The 17,586-nt window shown below is 65.9% G+C and carries 18 protein-coding genes and 1 tRNA gene; 9 read left to right on the top strand and 10 right to left on the bottom strand.

Features of this window, described 5'->3' with window-relative positions:
- Positions 1–41: 41 nt before the first annotated feature.
- From LGR44_RS13680 to moaA, 4 genes are all read right to left on the bottom strand, one after another.
- The gene (locus tag LGR44_RS13680; RefSeq protein ID WP_226741254.1) at positions 42–908 is read right to left on the bottom strand and encodes an NAD(P)-dependent oxidoreductase; all 867 of its coding nucleotides are present in this window, start codon (positions 906–908) and stop codon (positions 42–44) included.
- 60 nt (positions 909–968) lie between these two features.
- A complete protein-coding gene (locus tag LGR44_RS13675; protein ID WP_226741253.1) occupies positions 969–1,751 on the bottom strand; it encodes a transporter substrate-binding domain-containing protein in 783 nt (260 codons plus the stop codon).
- Positions 1,752–1,855: 104 nt separating this feature from the next.
- Positions 1,856–2,617: a DUF2243 domain-containing protein gene (locus LGR44_RS13670; protein WP_226741252.1), complete on the bottom strand. Its 762-nt coding sequence runs from the start codon at positions 2,615–2,617 to the stop codon at positions 1,856–1,858.
- 65 nt (positions 2,618–2,682) lie between these two features.
- Positions 2,683–3,717: a GTP 3',8-cyclase MoaA gene (gene moaA / locus LGR44_RS13665; RefSeq protein WP_226741251.1), complete on the bottom strand. Its 1,035-nt coding sequence runs from the start codon at positions 3,715–3,717 to the stop codon at positions 2,683–2,685.
- A gap of 100 nt (positions 3,718–3,817) precedes the next feature.
- Here moaA and LGR44_RS13660 point away from each other — a divergent pair, with 100 nt between their 5' ends.
- Positions 3,818–4,180, top strand: a complete 363-nt coding sequence (locus LGR44_RS13660; protein ID WP_226741250.1) for a gamma-butyrobetaine hydroxylase-like domain-containing protein — start codon at positions 3,818–3,820, stop codon at positions 4,178–4,180.
- A 164-nt stretch (positions 4,181–4,344) separates the two neighbouring features.
- Here LGR44_RS13660 and LGR44_RS13655 read toward each other — a convergent pair whose 3' ends face one another.
- A complete protein-coding gene (locus LGR44_RS13655) occupies positions 4,345–4,929 on the bottom strand; it encodes a L,D-transpeptidase (RefSeq protein WP_226741249.1) in 585 nt (194 codons plus the stop codon).
- A gap of 249 nt (positions 4,930–5,178) precedes the next feature.
- Between LGR44_RS13655 and LGR44_RS13650 the strand changes: the two genes are divergently transcribed.
- Positions 5,179–5,253, top strand: a tRNA-Val gene (locus LGR44_RS13650).
- Between the two features lie 73 nt (positions 5,254–5,326).
- Here the strand turns inward: LGR44_RS13650 and LGR44_RS13645 are convergent.
- Positions 5,327–6,016: an HAD family hydrolase gene (locus LGR44_RS13645; protein ID WP_226741248.1), complete on the bottom strand. Its 690-nt coding sequence runs from the start codon at positions 6,014–6,016 to the stop codon at positions 5,327–5,329.
- 91 nt (positions 6,017–6,107) lie between these two features.
- Between LGR44_RS13645 and LGR44_RS13640 the strand changes: the two genes are divergently transcribed.
- The 4 genes from LGR44_RS13640 (at position 6,108) to LGR44_RS13625 (ending at position 9,712) form a co-directional block, all read left to right on the top strand.
- Entirely contained in the window at positions 6,108–6,560 is a 453-nt protein-coding gene (locus LGR44_RS13640; protein WP_226741247.1) for a hypothetical protein, read from the top strand.
- Between the two features lie 174 nt (positions 6,561–6,734).
- Entirely contained in the window at positions 6,735–7,370 is a 636-nt protein-coding gene (gene rpiA / locus LGR44_RS13635) for a ribose-5-phosphate isomerase RpiA (RefSeq protein WP_377035228.1), read from the top strand.
- A gap of 31 nt (positions 7,371–7,401) precedes the next feature.
- Positions 7,402–7,899, top strand: coding sequence for a DUF2059 domain-containing protein (locus LGR44_RS13630; RefSeq protein WP_226741245.1), 498 nt, complete (start codon positions 7,402–7,404; stop codon positions 7,897–7,899).
- 331 nt (positions 7,900–8,230) lie between these two features.
- A complete protein-coding gene (locus tag LGR44_RS13625; RefSeq protein ID WP_226741244.1) occupies positions 8,231–9,712 on the top strand; it encodes a methyl-accepting chemotaxis protein in 1,482 nt (493 codons plus the stop codon).
- A 43-nt stretch (positions 9,713–9,755) separates the two neighbouring features.
- On the opposite strand, the gene LGR44_RS13620 is transcribed toward LGR44_RS13625, so the two are convergent.
- The 4 genes from LGR44_RS13620 to LGR44_RS13605 form a co-directional block, all read right to left on the bottom strand.
- On the bottom strand, positions 9,756–10,325 hold the full coding sequence (locus tag LGR44_RS13620) for a GNAT family N-acetyltransferase (RefSeq protein ID WP_226741243.1): 570 nt from the start codon (positions 10,323–10,325) through the stop codon (positions 9,756–9,758).
- A 7-nt stretch (positions 10,326–10,332) separates the two neighbouring features.
- On the bottom strand, positions 10,333–11,832 hold the full coding sequence (locus tag LGR44_RS13615; protein ID WP_226741242.1) for a tripartite tricarboxylate transporter permease: 1,500 nt from the start codon (positions 11,830–11,832) through the stop codon (positions 10,333–10,335).
- Positions 11,833–11,842: 10 nt separating this feature from the next.
- Positions 11,843–12,310 carry a tripartite tricarboxylate transporter TctB family protein gene (locus LGR44_RS13610; RefSeq protein ID WP_226741241.1) on the bottom strand — a complete coding sequence of 156 codons (468 nt, stop codon included), beginning with the start codon at positions 12,308–12,310 and terminating at the stop codon, positions 11,843–11,845.
- Positions 12,311–12,377: 67 nt separating this feature from the next.
- On the bottom strand, positions 12,378–13,349 hold the full coding sequence (locus LGR44_RS13605; RefSeq protein WP_226741240.1) for a Bug family tripartite tricarboxylate transporter substrate binding protein: 972 nt from the start codon (positions 13,347–13,349) through the stop codon (positions 12,378–12,380).
- Between the two features lie 138 nt (positions 13,350–13,487).
- Between LGR44_RS13605 and LGR44_RS13600 the strand changes: the two genes are divergently transcribed.
- The 3 genes from LGR44_RS13600 (at position 13,488) to LGR44_RS13590 (ending at position 17,508) form a co-directional block, all read left to right on the top strand.
- Positions 13,488–14,747 (top strand): O-antigen ligase family protein, encoded by a 1,260-nt coding sequence (locus LGR44_RS13600; protein ID WP_226741239.1) that lies wholly within the window; start codon positions 13,488–13,490, stop codon positions 14,745–14,747.
- A complete protein-coding gene (gene gor, locus LGR44_RS13595) occupies positions 14,744–16,129 on the top strand; it encodes a glutathione-disulfide reductase (protein WP_226741238.1) in 1,386 nt (461 codons plus the stop codon). The genes LGR44_RS13600 and gor overlap by 4 nt, the downstream gene beginning before the upstream one ends.
- 1,019 nt (positions 16,130–17,148) lie before the next feature.
- On the top strand, positions 17,149–17,508 hold the full coding sequence (locus LGR44_RS13590) for a hypothetical protein (protein WP_226741237.1): 360 nt from the start codon (positions 17,149–17,151) through the stop codon (positions 17,506–17,508).
- Positions 17,509–17,586: the final 78 nt, after the last annotated feature.

Here is a 17,586-nt window from a genome sequence, read left to right as displayed (position 1 = left end):
GTGGCCTGAAGCTGTTCCGCTCTGTGGACGGAGAAGGCCGTTCAGCGTTCGAGCCGGGCGATCAGGCTCGACGTGTCCCAGCGGTTGCCGCCCATCTTCTGCACCTCGGCATAGAACTGGTCGATCATCGCCGTGGCGGGGAGGCTGGCGCCGTTCTTGCGGGCTTCGCCGAGCACGATGGCCAGGTCCTTGCGCATCCAGTCCACGGCGAAGCCGAAGTCGAACTTGCCCTGGTTCATGGTCTTGCCGCGGTTCTCCATTTGCCAGGAGCCGGCGGCGCCCTTCGAGATCACGTCCAGCACGGCCTCGATGTCGAGCCCGGCCTTCTTGCCGAAATGGATGCCTTCGGCGAGGCCCTGCACGAGGCCCGCGATGCAGATCTGGTTGATCATCTTGGTGAGCTGGCCGGATCCCGCCGGTCCCATCAGGCGGCAGGCGCGGGCGAAGCTCATGATCACCGGCTCGGCCTTCGAATAAGGCTCCGCGTCGCCGCCGCACATGACCGTGAGAACGCCGTTCTCCGCCCCGGCCTGACCGCCGGAGACCGGCGCGTCGATGAAGGCGGCGCCCCTGTCCTGCGCGGCGGCGTAGAGCTCGCGCGCCACTTCCGCCGAGGCGGTGGTGTGGTCGACGAAGAGCGAACCGGACGTCAGGCCCTGGAAAGCGCCATCCTCGCCGAGGGTCACCTGGCGCAGGTCGTCGTCGTTGCCGACGCAGGCGAACACGATGTCCTGGCCCTCGGCCGCTTCCCGCGGCGTCGCGGCGGCGCGGCCGCCGTTCTCGGACACCCACTTCTCCGCCTTCGCGGCGGTGCGGTTGTAGACCGTGACCTCGTGGCCCTTGTCCTTGAGATGCCGCGCCATGGGGTAGCCCATCACGCCCAGTCCTAGAAATGCGACCTTCGCCATCGTCTGCTCCCGTTTCGTCACCGTGTTTTTATGGAGCGGCGGCGCTGCGGTCAAACGCCGCTACTTGATGTCGAAGGGAAAATACTTGGCGCGGATCCGGTCGTAGGTGCCGTCCGCCATGACCTGCGCGATGGCGCTGTCGAACTGCGCCTTGAGCGCCGTGTCCTCCTGGCGCAGCCCGATGCCGTAGGATTGATGCCGGTAGGCCGGATTGGCGGGCGCGTCTCCCAGGACATGGCAGCAGCTGCCTTCCCGCGATTCCAGGAACCTGGTGAGGAAGCGCTTGTCGCCGAACACCGCGTCCAGCCGCCCGACGAGCAGGTCCAGATTGGCCTCGTCGGTCTTGCCGTAGAGCTCGATCTCGGATTCCCGGTAGAACTCCTTGAGATAGGTCTCGTGGTCGCTCCGGTCGGCGGTGCCGATCTTCTTGCCCGCCAGCGCCTCGGGGGAGACCTGTCCGGCCGGGGTCTCCTTGGGGCCGATGAAGATGGCCGGGATGCGGTAATAGGGGATCGAGAAGGCGATCCGCTTCTTGCGCCGCTCGTTGATCTCCAGCGACGACATGATCGCGTCGTACTCGCGATTGAGCAGTCCGCGGACGATGCCGTCCCATTGATGGGCCACCGGCACGCACAGCACCTTCATGACCTCGCACAGGGCCTTGAGCAGATCGACCTCGAAGCCCTGGAGCTCGTTGTTCTCGATGTAGTTGAAGGGCGGATAGGCGCCCTCGACGGCGACGCGGATCACCGGCCTGTCCTGCGCCATGGCGGGAGGGCCCGCGCCCAGGACGGCGGCAAGCGCGACCAGCGCCAGTTTTCGCCCGAAATTCAAAAGGTTCACGATCAGCCCGCCCCAATATCCGGCGCGATATTCCCCTATTGGCGGCAACAGTCAATCGAGGCGCGCCTGAGTGACTTTGGCGCTGCCTTCGAGGCTTTGGGGCTCTAGACCCTGCTCCAGTCGAAGCAGCCGGCCGGCAGGCCCGAGCCGCTCACGAGAAGCGCCCCGCGGCCGTAGAAGCTCCACCGGCGCTCGGGCGCGACGCTGACCACGACGACGCCCATGGCCGGGTCTGACCAGACGAGCCGCGCATCCGCGGCGGCGAGGGCCGAGAACACCTGTCCCGGCCCGTAGCCCGGCCGGAAGACCACGGTCGTATACGGCTGGTCGCCGGGAGGCCGCAGGGCCCAGGCGCCCGCGCCCGCGGTCAGCGCACCGAGGAGGAGGACAAAGATGGTGGAGGCGCCGGACCGCTCCATCCAGGGACGCTCGCGCCGCAGGAGCAGCCAGCCGGCGGCGAGGGGAACGAGGCCGAAGGCTCCGAACCAGATCAGGTCCCACAGGAGCGGATCGGGGCTGTCGAGCCTGATGCGGTGGATGCCGAGCACCCAGTGCGACAGGATGCTGTCGACGACGTGCCAGGTGCCGAAGCCGACCGCGAGCGCGCCCAGGAGCCGGGAGCCCCAGTCTTCCTCGGCACTCCTGTGAGCCCGCCAGAGGCCCCACAGCCCCAGGGCCGCGATCACATACATGAGGGCGTGGAAATAGCCATCCCAGAGCACCTGCAGGCGCAGGTCGTCGATGCCGGGCACGAGGCTCAGCAGGTGGTGCCATTGCAGGATCTGATGGAGCAGGATTCCGTCGAAGAAGCCGCCGAGGGCGAAGCCCAGCACGATTCCCCAGCGCGTCCAAGGCGATTTCATCATGGCGACCCTCCGTCTCGCTTCTCAATCGAGGAGGGGCGCCTTTGGTTCACCTGAACGCGGAGGCCCTAGCCGCCCGTCATGCTCATGTGGCGGCCGACCGCGGGGCGGGAATGGCGCCGGTCGATGATGAAGTCGTGGCCCTTCGGCTTGCGGGCGATGGCGTCGACGATGGCCCGTTCGAGGGCTGCGTCGTCCTCCGAGGCCCGCACCGGCGCGCGCAGGTCGGCGGCGTCCTCCTGTCCGAGGCACATGAAGAGCTGGCCCGTGCAGGTCAGCCGCACGCGGTTGCAGCTTTCGCAGAAATTGTGGGTCATCGGCGTGATGAAACCGAGCTTGCCGCCCGTCTCGCGGATGCGGACGTAGCGCGCGGGTCCCCCCGTGCGCTCGGCCAGGTCGTCGAGGGTGTAGCGGGCGGCAAGGCGCGCGCGGACGGTCGAGAGCGGCAGGAACTGGTCGATGCGCTGCTCCTCGATCTCGCCCAGGGGCATCACCTCGATGAGGGTGAGGTCCATGCCGCGCCCATGGGCCCATTCGATGAGCGTCTCGATCTCGTCCTCGTTCACGCCCTTGAGCGCGACCGTGTTGATCTTGACCTTCAGCCCCGCGGCCTGCGCGGCGTCGAGCCCGGCCATGACCTTGGACAGGTCGCCCCAGCGGGTGATGCGGCGGAACTTGTCGGCGTCGAGCGTGTCGATGGACACGTTGATCCGCTTGACGCCGCAGGCCGCGAGCTCCTGCGCATGGCGCGCGAGCTGCGAGCCGTTCGTCGTCACGGTGAGCTCGTCGAGCGCTCCCGAGGCGAGATGGCGGGAGAGCGAGCGGAACAGGGACATGATGTCCCGGCGCACCAGCGGCTCGCCGCCGGTGATCCGCAGCTTGCGCACCCCCTGGCGGACGAAGGTGGAGCAGATGCGGTCCAGCTCCTCCAGCGTGAGAAGGTCGCGCTTGGGCAGGAACGCCATGTCCTCGGACATGCAATAGACGCAGCGGAAATCGCAGCGATCCGTCACCGAGACGCGCAGATACGTGATCGCCCGGCCGAACGGGTCGAGCAGGGCGCGGTCGGAACCGGGAGGCATCGGGATCGGGGTTCCCCGCATTCGTGGGCTCATCCTTGTCGTTGTCGCGGCCGGAGCTTGCCTTAAAGGTAGTTCTCGCGCAGCTAGCGTCAAATCACGAAACAGGAAGGGGTCTCCCACCATGTCCGAGCGCTGGCCCACCGAACTCCGCCTCGCCAGGGACAAACGGTCCTTGCGCATCGCCTTCGACGACGGCGCCGGCTTCGATCTCCCGGCGGAGTATCTGAGAGTGACGAGCCCCTCGGCGGAAGTCCAGGGGCACGGCCCGTCCGAACGCAAGACCGTGCCCGGCAAGCGCAACGTGGAGATCATCGGCGTCGAGCCCATCGGCAATTACGCCGTGAAGCTCGTCTTCGACGACATGCACGATACGGGGATCTACGGCTGGGACTATCTCTACAGGCTCGGAAGCGAGCAGGCCGAGCGGTGGCAGGCCTATCTCGACGAACTCGCGGCGAAGGGGCTGTCGCGGGATCGGCGGTGACGTTGTCATTCCGGGGCCGCCAAAGGCGGAGCCCGGAACCCATAAACCGCCCGAACGCAGAGAATCGGGACGAACGTTCGCCGCCCTGTTCCTTCACCGTCAGCGACTATGGGTTCCGGGCTCTCGCTACGCTCGCCCCGGAATGACCGTGGTGGATTGCGAACTCAGCGCTGGACGATGACCCGGGAGCCGACCTTGGCCCGGTTGTAGAGGTCGATCACGTCCTCGTTGGTCATGCGGATGCAGCCGGAGGACACCGCCTCGCCGATGGTCTCGGGCTCGTTCGAGCCGTGGATGCGGTAGATCGTGCTGCCGATATAGAGCGCGCGGGCGCCGAGCGGGTTGTCCGGGCCGCCTTCCATGTGGCGGGGCAGGTCGGGACGGCGCTTGAGCATGGCCGCCGGCGGACGCCAATCCGGCCATTCGCGCTTCATGGTGATGGAATGGGAGCCCGACCAGGTGAAGCCGGGACGGCCCACGCCGACGCCGTACTGGATCGCCTGTCCGTTGCCGAGCACGTAGTAGAGGCGCCGCTCGCTGGTGGAGACCACGATGGTGCCCGGCGCATAGCGGCCGTTGAACGATACGACCTGCCGCGGGACCGGCGCAGCCTGGGCTTCCAGCGATTCATCGGTGCTGTAGAGGGGCTGGCGGGTGAGCGGATCGATCGCGGTGATGGCGTAAGCCGGCGTCGCCAGGACGGCGAAGGCGCAAGCAAGCCCGGAGAGGGCAGCGTGAGTGCGTCCCATTATTGCCTCGAAATCATCAAGTTTGGTGCAGGTTTTGTAGGTGCTAAACGCAACAGCCGCGTTTCGGATCCAATCCCTATCAGGATTCTGTAATAGAATCCTAGGCTCCGACTGCCTTATTTTCGCCACGTCGTAAGCGAGCGGTTAAAGCCGCGCTGCCACAATTCGGAGCCGGAAAAATTTGTCGCGTCGATTTCGGATTCTTTGGCTTGACGCCAGGGGTTTAAGGACACTAGAAGGCCCTTGTCAGGGCGCGTAGCTCAGCGGGAGAGCATTCGCTTCACACGCGAAGGGTCACAGGTTCAATCCCTGTCGCGCCCACCATTTCCTTCCTGACAGCTCAAGCTTCACATATTCGTGTTCCGGCCCGGAACACGAGGGATGCGCCGCGGCCCTTTCAGGCCGCGATCGGCTTCATGACGTTGTGGACGGCGGCGAAGAGCTCGTCGAAATGCTCGATGACCAGGTCGGGGCCCAACTCCTGCACGGGCACCTCCGTATAGCCGAAGGGCACCGCGATCACCGGGATGCGGGCATTCTGCGCCGTCACGATGTCCGTGCGCGAATCCCCCACCATGACGGCCCGGCCCGGATGGCCGCCGGCCCGCTCGATGGTCAGGGTCAGGTGGCGCGGGTCCGGCTTGAAGTACGGGAAGGTGTCCCGGCCGCAATTGGCCGCGAAGCGGTGGCCGATGCCCAGCTCGTCCAGGAGCTTCACCGAGTGCTCTTCCACCTTGTTCGTGCAGACCGCCAGGATGAAGCCGGCCTCCTCCAGGCGGTCGAGAGCGCCCAGGACGCCGGGGAAGAGCTGCGTTTTGACGCAGATATTCTCCCCATAATGAATCATGAACTGCTGATAGAGCCCGTCGAGATGGTCGGGCGTCAGCTCCTTGCCGGCGGCATGGAAGCCGCGCTCGATCAGAGCCCGCGCTCCGGCGCCGATCATGTCGCGCGCCTGTTCCACGGGCAGGGGCGCCAGGTCCTCCCGTTCGAGGATCACGTTCAGGGTGCCGACGAGGTCTCCGGCCGTATCGGCGAGGGTGCCGTCGAGATCGAAGACGGCGATGGGCGGGGTATGAATGGGCATGGAGGTCGGCTACCTGCTGCGGGCAAGGGAATCAAGCCTGGGGATGGTATGGTGTTTATGGTTGATTCGTTCTTACCCGATGGAGTGATGAATGCGGATCGTTGATTCTGCAGCGTTTCTTTCTGCGGCCGTTCTGCTGGGGGGCCTGTCCCTCCCGGCCGTGGCCGCACCTTATGATTTCGTGCCCGCGCCGCAGACCGATCTCAACCGGATCTACCGAATCGACCGGATCACCGGCGAGGTCAGCTCCTGCCAGTATGGTCTGCAAGAAGGCACGATTGGGGTGACGCTCTGCTTCACGGGCGGGGAGGGCGCGGGGCCCCAGGCTCCCAGCGAATACGGTCTCGTCGCCTCCCGGCACGAGCGGGAAGGCGGCGTCTTCCGGGTCAACTACCGGACGGGCGAGATGAGCATCTGCTACGTGTTCGAGGAGCGGGTGGTGTGCACCCCGCAGGCCAGCCCGTCCAAGGCGGTGTCGACCCCCGAATCCGCCGCGACGCCGTCCGTGCGTCCGGGCACCGGGGCCTCGCCGCAGCGTCCGTGAGGGCCGCCGGCCCCCTCGTTTCGCAGAGGTGAAACGTTCTTTCTTCCATCCACCCTTCCGTGTAAGAGCGGGGCGAACCGGCCCCGCCGCAACGATTCAAACAGAGAGGACTTCGTGAGCGACGATCTCAAGCGCGCAGCAGGCGAACGGGCGGCCGCCCTCGTCACCGACGGGATGAGGGTCGGTCTCGGCACCGGATCGACGGCGAAGCATTTCGTCGCGGCCCTGGGGCAGCGGGTTCGGGACGGCCTCGCGGTGGTCGGCGTGCCGACCTCGGAGGCGACGCGCGAGCAGGCCCAGCGCGAGGGGATTCCCCTGACGACCCTGGACGAGACGCCCGAGCTCGATCTCACGGTGGACGGCGCTGACGAGATCGACGAGGAGCTGCGCCTCATCAAGGGCGGCGGCGGCGCGCATCTGCGCGAGAAGATCGTCGCCAGCGCCAGCCGGCGCATGATCGTCATCGCGGACAGCTCGAAACGCGTGGTGACGCTCGGGCGCTTTCCGCTGCCGATCGAGGTGGTGCCCTTCGGCCTGAAGGTCACCGAAACCGCGATCCGGAAGCTCCTGGACAGCCTCGACATGAGTGGGGAGCTGCGCCTCAGGAATGCCGCAAACGGAACGCCCTACGTCACGGACGGCGGGCATTTCATCCTCGATGCGCATCTCGGACGCATCGAAAAACCGAACGTGCTCGCCTCGACGCTCAACAACATTCCCGGCGTCGTCGAACACGGTCTTTTCCTCGGCCTTGCCACCGGAGCGATCCTCGCGACCGGGGAGGGGCTTGTCGAGCTCGGTCAGGTCTGACCGGCATCTTTCGCGATTGGAGCCTAGTCTAATGATCCGTAACGCTTCCCGCCTGGCCGCGACCGCCGCCGCGCTCTTCATGCTGGCGAGCCCCGTCTTCGCGCAGGAGCCGAGCGCCAGCCATCTCGCCCTCGCCCGCGAGGTCGCCGTCAATTCCGGCATGACCCGCTCGTTCGACGCCATGACGGAGCCGCTTCTCGCGCAGCTCCAGCAGATGAACGTGACCCGTCCGGAGATCAAGCAGGACCTCGAGCAGGTGGTGGCGATCCTCCGTCCGGAGGTCGAGCAGCACAAGCAGAAGATGGTGGACAACGCCGCCCGCGCCTTCGCGGCCCGCATGACCGAGGCGGAGCTCAAGGAAGTGGCGGCCTTCTACAACACCCCGGCCGGCAAGAAGTACGTCGAGGTGCAGCCGCTTCTCCTCGACGACATCGTGCGCGACCTCGCGACCTGGACCCAGAACGTGTCGGAATACATCATGATCCGCGCCCGCGCGGAAATGGGCAAGCGCGGCCACCAGCTGAACTGAGGACGCTGCAGCGCGCGTCTCTTGAAGGGCCCGGGTAACCGGGCCTTTCTTTTTGGCGCCTCGGTCCGGACGAGGGTTGCTCTTTCCAGGAGCGCGTCGCCGGCGCGCGCGTCCGGCGAAAGTGCAAAGAGAGATTTGCAGAATCGGGAAAACATTCGGCGCGGCGAGGCCGCCGATTGGTTGAAGCTTTAAAGGTGCCTTAAGAATTGAAGACCAATTTGAGATCAGCTCAGTCGCGGAACGTCCTGAGACTGCAGCATGGTGTCCTTCGGTCCTTCCGAAATCCTGGCGCAAAGGACACGACAGACAATAACCCTAGGGGATGTCGTAAATGTTCGTGTTTCAATCCAGCCGCGAGGGGGCTGGAAAGCTTGAGGCCCTGAACCGGTCGCAGGCCATCATCGAGTTCAGCCTCGATGGCACCATCATCCATGCGAACCAGAACTTCCTGGACGCGATGGGCTACCGCCTGGAGGAGATCCAGGGCAAGCACCACGGCGTGTTCGTCGATCCCCAAGAGCTGGGGAGCGCCGCATACCGGGAGTTCTGGGCTTCGCTCAAGCGGGGCGAATACCAGAAGGCCGAGTACAGGCGGTTCGGCAAGGGCGGAAGGGAGATCTGGATCCAGGCCTCCTACAATCCCATCCTCGACCGGAACGGAAAGCCCTACAAGGTGATCAAGTTCGCCACCGATATCACCCGGCAGAAGCTGCAGGCCGTCGAGTACGAGGGCCAGATCCAGGCGATCAACCGGTCGCAGGCCGTCATCGAGTTCGATCTCGACGGAAACATCCTGACCGCCAACCAGAACTTCCTGGACGCGATGGGCTACCGCCTGGAGGAGGTTCGGAGCAGGCACCACGGCATGTTCGTGGAGCCGTCGCATCGAGGCAGCCAGGAATACCGGGATTTCTGGGAGCGGCTCCGACGCGGCGAGTACCAGGCCGCCGAATACAGGCGCATCGGCAAGGGCGGCAGGGAGGTCTGGATTCAGGCCTCCTACAATCCGGTCTTCGACGCGGCCGGGCATCCCTACAAGGTCATCAAGTTCGCAACCGACGTCACGGCGCAGGTGAACGAGCGCATGCGGCGGGCCGACATCCAGAGGTCGATCGCAACCGAACTGACCGGGATCACGAAGGCCGTCGCCGATGTCACGGCCCAGGCGGAAGGGGCTGCGAGGGCATCCACCGAGACATCCGTGAGCGTTCAGGCCGTCGCGGCCGGCGCGGAGGAACTCGCAGCCTCCGTCGACGAGATCGGCGTGCAGGTCAATCAGGCCCTTGCCATCTCCACCCAGGCCGTGGAGCAGGGGAGGGAGACGAATGCCGTCGTATCCGGCCTGGCGGCATCCGCCCAGAAGATCGGGGAGATCATCACCCTCATCGACAGCATCGCCTCGCAGACCAACCTTCTCGCGCTGAACGCCACCATCGAAGCGGCCCGGGCCGGCGAAGCCGGCCGTGGCTTCGCGGTGGTTGCCGCGGAGGTCAAGAACCTCGCTACCCAGACGGCGAAGGCCACCGAGGAAATCGGCGGGCAGATCGCTCAGACCCAGGACGTGACGCAACAGGTCATTTCCTCCATCGGAACGATCACGTCGACCGTCCAGCGCATCAACGAGATTTCCATCGCCATCTCGGCGGCCGTCGAGGAGCAGTCCGCCGTCACGCGGGAAATGTCCTCGAACATGCAGGGCGCATCGCGAAGCGTGTCCTCGATCAGCAGCAACATGAACGAGATCGCCCACGCGGCGGAACTCGTCAGCGCCGCGACCGTGAAGGTCCGCGAAGCCTCCGCTGCGCTCGGATGATCCGCCCGGCGCTTCAACGACGACCCTTGCGGGGCCGAATGGCTCAGGTTCCGCGGGCGAGAAGGACGACCGGGCGTTCCTTGTAGGTGGCGCGGGCGAATTCGGCGTAGCCGCACTTCTCGGCGACGCGCAGCGAGGGGACGTTGTCCGGCGCGATGAGGCAGACCGAGCGCGGGCTGCCGAAGCGGGTTTCGCCCCAGGCGAGGGCGGCGCGAACGGCCTCCGTCGCATAGCCTTTCCCGTGCGCCTTGGGGGACAGCACCCAGCCGGCTTCGGGAGCGTCGGGCAGGGGCGGCTCGATCTCCCGGTGCAGGTCGCTGAAGCCGATCAGGCCGATGAAGGCGCCGGTCGCCTTCTCCTCGACCATCCAGTAGCCGAAGCCGAGCATCGCCCAGTGGCCCGCATTGCGCAGGAACTTGGCCCAGGTCTCCTCGCGGCCGGACGGCGTGCCGTTGCCGATGAAGCGGACCGTTTCCGGATCGCCCCACAGGGCCTCGCAGGCCGGGAAATCGGCCATGGTCTGTCCGCGCAGGCGCAGCCGCTCGGTTTCGAGGACCGGCACATGGGCCGGAATCCCGCCTGCTCGTTCAGCCGATCCCGCACGGTACCGCATCGACCGCCTAGTCCTCGGTCGCCCTGAACCGGCCCAAGCCCTTGAGCACGAAGGGCGCGACCAGGGCGATCAGGGCGATGGCCAGGAGCGTCGCCGAGATCGGGCTCTGCAGGAGAACCATCGGGTCGCCGAGGCTGATGGAGAGGGCGCGGCGAAGCTGGCTTTCCGCGATGGGGCCGAGGATCAGGCCGACCACCACCGGGGCGATGGGGTAGTCGAAGCGGCGCATGATGAAGCCGAGGACGCCGAAGGCGGTCAGCATCATCAGCTCCACCGGCGAGGGATTGGCCGCGATGGTGCCGATGGTGGCGAAGACCAGGATGCCCGCATAGAGCCAGGGCTGCGGGATCGCCAGGAGGCGCACCCACAGGCCCACCAGCGGCAGGTTCAGCACCAGCAGCATGCCGTTGGCGATGAACAGGCTCGCGATGAGGCCCCAGACGAGATCGGGGCGCTCGGCGAAGAGCAGGGGGCCGGGATTGAGGCCGTATTGCTGGAAGCCCGCCAGCATCATGGCGGCGGTGGCGGAGGTCGGCAGGCCGAGCGTCAGGAGCGGCACCAGGGTGCCGGCCGCGGCCGCGTTGTTGGCGGCCTCGGGGCCGGCCACGCCCTCGATGGCGCCCGTGCCGAACTCCTCCGGGTGCTTCGACAGGCGCCGTTCCGTGGAATAGGACAGGAAGGTCGGGATCTCGGCGCCGCCCGCGGGCAGGGCGCCGATGGGGAAGCCGAACAGGGCGCCGCGGATCCAGGCCTTCCATGAGCGGCCCCAATCCTGCTTCGTCATCCACAGGGACCCGCGCACGGGTTCGAGCGTCTCCTGCTGGATATGGCGGCGGGAGGCGACGTAGAGCGCCTCGCCGATGGCGAAGAGGCCGACCGCGAGGGTGGTCACCTCGACCCCGTCCAGGAGTTCGGGAACCCCGAAGGTCATGCGCGCCTGCCCGGTGAGCAGGTCGATGCCCACGAGCCCGAGCATCAGCCCGATGAACAGGGAGGTGAGGCCCCGGATGGGGGAATCGCCGAAGGTGGCCGACACGGTCACGAAGGCCACGCACATGAGCGCGAAATAGTCCTCGGGCCCGAACTGGATCGCGATGTCCACCAGGTAGGGCGCCAGGAACGCCAGGCCGATGGTGGCGATGGTGCCGGCCACGAAGGAGCCGATGGCGGCGGTGGCGAGGGCCGGGCCGCCGCGCCCGGCCTTGGCCATCTTGTTGCCCTCCAGCGCCGTGACCATCGACGCGCTTTCGCCGGGCGTGTTGATGAGGATCGACGTGGTCGAGCCACCGTACATGCCGCCGTAATAGATGCCCGCGAACATGATGATCGAGCCGCCCGGATCGAGCTGGAAGGTGATGGGCAGGAGCAGCGCCACCGTGAGCGCCGGGCCGATGCCGGGCAGCACGCCCACGGCGGTGCCGAGCAGCACGCCGATGAGCGCGAAGAGAAGGTTCATCGGCTCGAGGGCGATGGTCAGGCCGTTGGCGAGGGCAAGAAAAGCGTCCATGACCGGGGTCTCAGATCAGGCGTTCGATCGGACCCATCGGCAAGGACAGGGCCAGCAGTTTCGAGAAGAGGACGTAGATCAGGAGGCCGAGCACGAGGCCGATGATCAGGTCGGTGACGAAGGCGCGTCGCCCGAAGGCCGCCGACACGGCGGCGAAGAGGATGCCGGTCGCCGGGATGAGGCCGCCGCCATAGGAGATGAGGGCGATCAGAACCGCCATGCCGCCGAGAATGAGGAGGATGGGCTTCCAGTCGAGGCTGTCGCGGGCCGGAAAGTCGCCGCGCAGGGCCAGCACGAGATTGCCGACGGCGATCAGGAGCATTCCGGCGCCCACGATATAGGGCATGGCGGTCGGGCCGGGGCCGTAGGCCGAGGCGATCTGCACATTCGTCGTGTCCCACCAGATCAGGCCCGCGAAGGCGAAGAGGATGAGCGAGATGACGAGCCCGGGCACGTCGGGGCGGTGCGAGGCGTTCATGGCATTTCCTTAAAAGGAAGCGCCGCGGCTGGGCGCGGCGCTTCCGTGTTGACGGATCCGGCTGGGATCAGGACTTCACGAGGCCGACGGAGGTCAGGACTTCCTTCGTGCGGGCCTGCTCCTGTTCCAGGATCTTCGCGAAGGCGTCCCCGGACACGTAGGAATCCTCCCAGCCCTTGGCCTTCAGGATGCTCTGCCACTCGTTCGACTTGGCCATGCGGTCCATGGCGTCGGTGAGGGCCTTCTTCTCCTCGTCGGTGAGGCCGGGAGGCGCAACGACCGCGCGCCAGTTGGCGATCTCGAGGTTCACGCCCTCCGCCGTGAGGGAAGGCTTGTCGGGGGTCGCCTTGTCGGCCGGGGAGGTCAGGCCGAGAAGGCGCAGCTTGCCGGCCTTGATCTGGCTTTCGAACTCGCCGTAGCCGGAGATGCCCGCCGTGACCTTGCCGCCGAGGATGGCCGCCAGGGCCTCGCCGCCGCCGGAGAAGGGGATGTAGTTGATCTTGGTCGGGTCCGCGCCCGCGGCCTTGGCGAAGAGAGCCGCCGCGATGTGGTCGACGCCGCCTGCCGAGCCGCCGGCCCAGGTCACCTTCGCCGGATCGGCCTTCACGGCCTCGGCCAGTTCCTTGGCGGTCTTGATCGGCGAATTGGCCGGAACGACGATGGCCTCGTATTCCGCCGTCAGGCGGGCGATGGGCGTCGTCTGGTCGAGGGTCACGGGCGAGTTGTTGGTGAGCAGCGCGCCGACCATGACGTAGCCCATGACCATGAGCTGGTTGCCGTCGCCCTTGGCGTTGTTGACGAGCTGGGCGATGCCGATGGAGCCGCCGGCGCCCGGAACGTTGGTCACCTGCACGCTCTTGGCGATGCCCGCCTGGGTCAGGGCCTGCTGCATGGAGCGGGCGGTCTGGTCCCAGCCGCCGCCCGGCGCCGCCGGGGCCATGATCTTCAGCTCCATCTGAGCCGCTGCCGTCGTGACGAAGCCGACGACCGCCGCCGCAGCGAGTGCGCTGCGCCAGAGACCTTTGCGATACTGGCTCATGTTGTTTCCTCCGTTTACGCCTGTGATGGATGGCTCTCTAAAAGCACGTCCTGCGGCGAACGGTAAAGGCCCAAGCGAGGGGCGGCAAGCGCGCTTCCCGTCTTTATCGCCAGCGAACCTTCGCGTAAGAGCCTCGCCATGAGCATTCTCGAAACCGCATCGGCCGAGCGGGCCCTGCCTAATGCCGGCTCCCGGCTGGCGGGCATCCTGTGGCAGGTGGCGATGGCGGCGCTTGCCGTCATGCCTCTCGGCATGACCATCGCCCACCGGTCGAGCCCGGCCTTCCTGGCCGTGAGCGCCCTGTGCGCCCTCGGCGCCGTGGCAGCCGAGGGGCGGCTGCGGCAGGTGGGGCGCGAGGCGCTGACCGCCCTGAAATCCCCCCTTGGGCTGGCAATCCTGGCCTTTCTCGCCTGGTCGGCGATCTCCATCGGATGGAGCCCGTTCAAGAGCCTGTCGCTCTTCACCCTGGGCGAACTCTGGATCCCGGTCGCCTCCGCTTTCACGGTCGCGCTGGTCCTGCCGCGACGGATGACCCGCGCCGCGTTCTGGCTGCTCGCCGCCTCGACCGCCGCGGCGTGCCTCCTGATCGTGGTCGAGCTGCGCACCGGGCTCGCCCTGCGCCAAAGCCTGGGGATGCGGGCGAACACCTTCATCTTCAACCGCCCGACCCTGACGCTTCTGGTCCTGATGCTGCCGCTCCTGGCCTGGCTCGCGGGCTCGGGACGCCACGGCTGGGCCTGGAGCGCCGGGATCGGCCTCGCCTTCGCGACGGCCCTGGCCCATTCGGACAGCGGCGCCGCGCTTCTCGGGCTCCTGGTCGTCGCGCCCGTCTTCCTGATCGCCTGGCTTTTCCCCAGGCTCACCGGGTGGCTCGCAGCCGGCGCCTGTGTCGTTGCCATGGCGACGGCTCCGTTCCTCGGCCCCATCGGCGACAGCCTGATCACCCCCTCCATGCACGAGCGGATGGCGGACCATCACACCCGGGAGCGGGTTGATCTCTGGCGCAGCTTCAGCGCGGCGGTCCGCCAGCAGCCGGTGCTGGGCGCCGGCTTCGGCGTGAGCCCGCGCATCCGCGAGACCCGCGTGGCCCGGAAGGTGCCGCCGCAGATGCGGCGGATGCTCGCCATCGGCCATCCGCACAGCACCCCGCTTCAGGTCTGGACCGAACTCGGCGCCGTGGGCGCGTTCCTGGCCCTCGTGATCCTGCTTCTCGTCCTGCGCGCCATCCGCCGCCAGTCCCGCCTCGTCATGAGCCTCTCCATGGCGCTGTTCGCCGGAGCGGCGGCGGTTTCCATGGTCGGGCACGGGGCCTGGCAGGGATGGTGGGCGGCCTCCCTCGGAGCCGCTATCGTCTGGATGCTCGCTTTTCGCAAAACCCGGCTGGAGACAATGCCATGAGCCAATTCGATGTGGACCTCTTCGTCATCGGCGCCGGGTCCGGCGGCGTGCGCGCCGCGCGCATCGCCGCGAGCTACGGCGCCAAGGTGATGATCGCGGAGGAATACCGGGTCGGCGGCACCTGCGTGATCCGCGGCTGCGTGCCCAAGAAGCTCATGGTCTATGCCAGCCGCTTCTCCCTCGAATTCGAGGAGGCGGCGGGCTTCGGCTGGGACGTGGGCGACGCCACCTTCGACTGGGCCACCCTGATCCGCAACAAGGACAAGGAGATCGACCGGCTCGAGGGCATCTACCGCACCAACCTGGAGCGATCCGGCGTGACGGTCGTCGACAGCCGCGCCGTGATCGAGGACCCGCACACGGTGCACGTCCTCAAGACCGGCGAACGCATCCGGGCGCGCTACATCCTCGTGGCGGTGGGCGCGCATCCGACCCTGGAGCCGGTCATCCCCGGCGGCGAGCTCGGCATCACCTCCAACGAGGTCTTTCATTTGAAAGAGCAGCCGAAGCGGATCATGATCGTCGGCGGCGGCTATATCGCGGTGGAATTCGCCGGCGTCTTCGCCGGCCTCGGGAGCGAGGTGACGCTCCTGCACCGGGGCGACAAGCTCCTGCGCGGCTTCGACGACGACGTCCGCGACGCCCTCGGCGCGTCCTATGCCCAGCGCGGCATCAATCTCGCCCTGGGCCGGACCGCGCAGCGCCTGGACAGGACGCCCGACGGCATCGCCGCCACCCTGTCGGACGGATCCGTGGTCACGGTCGACCAGGTGCTCGTCGCCACCGGGCGGCGCCCCAACACCAAGGGGCTCGGGCTGGAAAAGGTCGGCATCACCGTCGACGAGGTCGGGGCGATTCCGGTCGATTCCTATTCCCAGACCCTCATCCCGTCGATCTACGCGGTGGGCGACGTGACCAACCGGGCCAATCTCACGCCCATCGCCATCCGCGAGGGCCACGCCTTCGCCGACACGGTCTTCGGCGACAGGCCCACCATCGTGGACCACGACCTGATCCCTACGGCCGTGTTCTCGACCCCCGAGATCGGCGTGATCGGCTGCAGCGAGGCGGCGGCCTGGGCCCGCTACGGCGACATCGACGTCTACAAGACCGCCTTCCGCCCCATGAAGGCGACCCTGTCCGGCGCCCATGAGCGGATGCTCATGAAGCTCATCGTCGACAAGGCCACCGACAGGGTGGTGGGCGTCCACATCGTCGGCCACGACGCGGGCGAGATGATCCAGCTCGCAGGCGTCGCCGTCACCATGGGGGCCACCAAGGCCGATTTCGACCGCACCGTCGCGGTCCACCCGACCGCCTCGGAGGAACTGGTGACCATGCGCACCCCCGCGGTCGTCAAGCGGCCGGTGGCGGTGGGGTAGGGGCTCGCTTTTTTGGGCTGATCGAACGTCTGTTCGACAGCACGTCGAGCGAGCCTCTATGGATGAAGGGTTGTTATGAGTGATTATCATGCAATAGGTGGTTGCATGATGAAATCCCTTTTTCATCCGTTGAGCCCTTGGAGCCGACGGTTCGGTTTTCTGAGGTCGAACCTGACTTGTGCTATCCGGCGCAGGAGGAGAGCCGCTACGGTATTAGCTGCTATGCTTGCGGTTCTGGCGAGCGCGAAAGTTGTCGCTGCACCTGCGGAAATATGCGGCCCCGACCCTGCCATTCTGACGCCGCTCTATCCGATCCGTTCGTCCCCATCGGGGCCCCGGTTCGGTCCCAAGCCCGACATCACTTTTACGTTCGAGGGGCAGAGGCCATGCTCCGGCACATGCAGGATCGTGTTGAGGCGTGGCGTCAGCGGTCAGGTCATTGGCTTCGTCAGGATTCCCTCGGACGAAGCAATCTACTGCCGCAATGCGGATCCATTCCTGAAGTTGTCGAAGTTTCCAGGCGACGACAAGCTGAAGGAGTGTGGCGGCGGTGTTTACGAAAGCTATCGACTGATCAGATCTGGATCTGCGCGAGGCTCCTCATTGCCCGCTGTATCGATCTCCCTGTCTCAATATGAGCGTCCAGGGAGGAAGCCGATCTACAGGTGCAGAGGGCCATCATCCGGGGATGCGGACGTGTTCCAGGGCCGGGTGAGACGGCTGGCGACCGAGAGCAATGCGCTCCTCCGAATAATTGAGCACCCTCCACAAGGATCCGCGCGCTTCGGCGAGCTTCTGTACTTGCATTTGTACGACAACGTCACATTGAAAGAGTGATGCAATGGCTGGCATTCAAGTAACCTATGATCGGAGTGTGCTGACTGAGGTAAGATCAGTGATCGATTCCATGGTCGACAAGATAAACAATCATCCACTGCGAGATGTAACATTAAATGTACGTCAGATTGTTTGCGACCTCTCTTGTTCAGTCCATAATGCATGAGCGATGGGATCGTTGAATGCCCCTGAAAATCTATTCGGAGGAGCCGGAATTTATGGCGTTATCAACGTTCGAAAATCGGCGAGTGATATCGGCTAGTCTCACGAAGAGCGGCTTTTTCGCGATGGCTATGGTGCTTACGTCTGTCGCGACTCCAGCGCACGCGCAGCTCTATGAGATTGAAAGCGATGCGATCGATACCCCGTTCGATCGAATTCTAAAATGGAGTCGCCTCCAAGAAGTAGAAGAATATGTCGTACGAGATGTAAAGCCGTTCATCGTGAAGTTCTGCAATAAAAAAGATCGAAGAGAACTGTTAGAAGCCAATTTCATCTGTAAAGGATATGTCTGTACGACCACAAGAACTTGGACCTATTGAAGCGTGTTAACAGGGAACAAATCGAGGCGTGAATGGCATTTTGTTGTCGATTTGGCTCCGAAGGGGTGTCCGAAAATA

This window comes from Microvirga lenta (assembly GCF_020532555.1).
In the GTDB taxonomy this organism is placed as follows: domain Bacteria; phylum Pseudomonadota; class Alphaproteobacteria; order Rhizobiales; family Beijerinckiaceae; genus Microvirga; species Microvirga lenta.
This window is presented reverse-complemented; position numbering and strand designations above follow the sequence as displayed.

Coding starts and splice junctions, on each gene's coding strand:
- LGR44_RS13630 (WP_226741245.1), top strand. CDS start 7,402: ATGATCCGTAACGCTTCCCGCCTGGCCGCGACCGCCGCCGCGCTCTTC.
- moaA (WP_226741251.1), bottom strand. CDS start 3,717: ATGCGGGGAACCCCGATCCCGATGCCTCCCGGTTCCGACCGCGCCCTG.
- LGR44_RS13645 (WP_226741248.1), bottom strand. CDS start 6,016: ATGCCCATTCATACCCCGCCCATCGCCGTCTTCGATCTCGACGGCACC.
- LGR44_RS13620 (WP_226741243.1), bottom strand. CDS start 10,325: ATGCGGTACCGTGCGGGATCGGCTGAACGAGCAGGCGGGATTCCGGCC.
- rpiA (WP_377035228.1), top strand. CDS start 6,735: ATGAGGGTCGGTCTCGGCACCGGATCGACGGCGAAGCATTTCGTCGCG.
- LGR44_RS13590 (WP_226741237.1), top strand. CDS start 17,149: ATGCCCCTGAAAATCTATTCGGAGGAGCCGGAATTTATGGCGTTATCA.
- LGR44_RS13660 (WP_226741250.1), top strand. CDS start 3,818: ATGTCCGAGCGCTGGCCCACCGAACTCCGCCTCGCCAGGGACAAACGG.
- LGR44_RS13625 (WP_226741244.1), top strand. CDS start 8,231: ATGTTCGTGTTTCAATCCAGCCGCGAGGGGGCTGGAAAGCTTGAGGCC.
- LGR44_RS13670 (WP_226741252.1), bottom strand. CDS start 2,617: ATGATGAAATCGCCTTGGACGCGCTGGGGAATCGTGCTGGGCTTCGCC.
- gor (WP_226741238.1), top strand. CDS start 14,744: ATGAGCCAATTCGATGTGGACCTCTTCGTCATCGGCGCCGGGTCCGGC.
- LGR44_RS13615 (WP_226741242.1), bottom strand. CDS start 11,832: ATGGACGCTTTTCTTGCCCTCGCCAACGGCCTGACCATCGCCCTCGAG.
- LGR44_RS13605 (WP_226741240.1), bottom strand. CDS start 13,349: ATGAGCCAGTATCGCAAAGGTCTCTGGCGCAGCGCACTCGCTGCGGCG.
- LGR44_RS13610 (WP_226741241.1), bottom strand. CDS start 12,310: ATGAACGCCTCGCACCGCCCCGACGTGCCCGGGCTCGTCATCTCGCTC.
- LGR44_RS13680 (WP_226741254.1), bottom strand. CDS start 908: ATGGCGAAGGTCGCATTTCTAGGACTGGGCGTGATGGGCTACCCCATG.
- LGR44_RS13600 (WP_226741239.1), top strand. CDS start 13,488: ATGAGCATTCTCGAAACCGCATCGGCCGAGCGGGCCCTGCCTAATGCC.
- LGR44_RS13640 (WP_226741247.1), top strand. CDS start 6,108: ATGCGGATCGTTGATTCTGCAGCGTTTCTTTCTGCGGCCGTTCTGCTG.
- LGR44_RS13655 (WP_226741249.1), bottom strand. CDS start 4,929: ATGGGACGCACTCACGCTGCCCTCTCCGGGCTTGCTTGCGCCTTCGCC.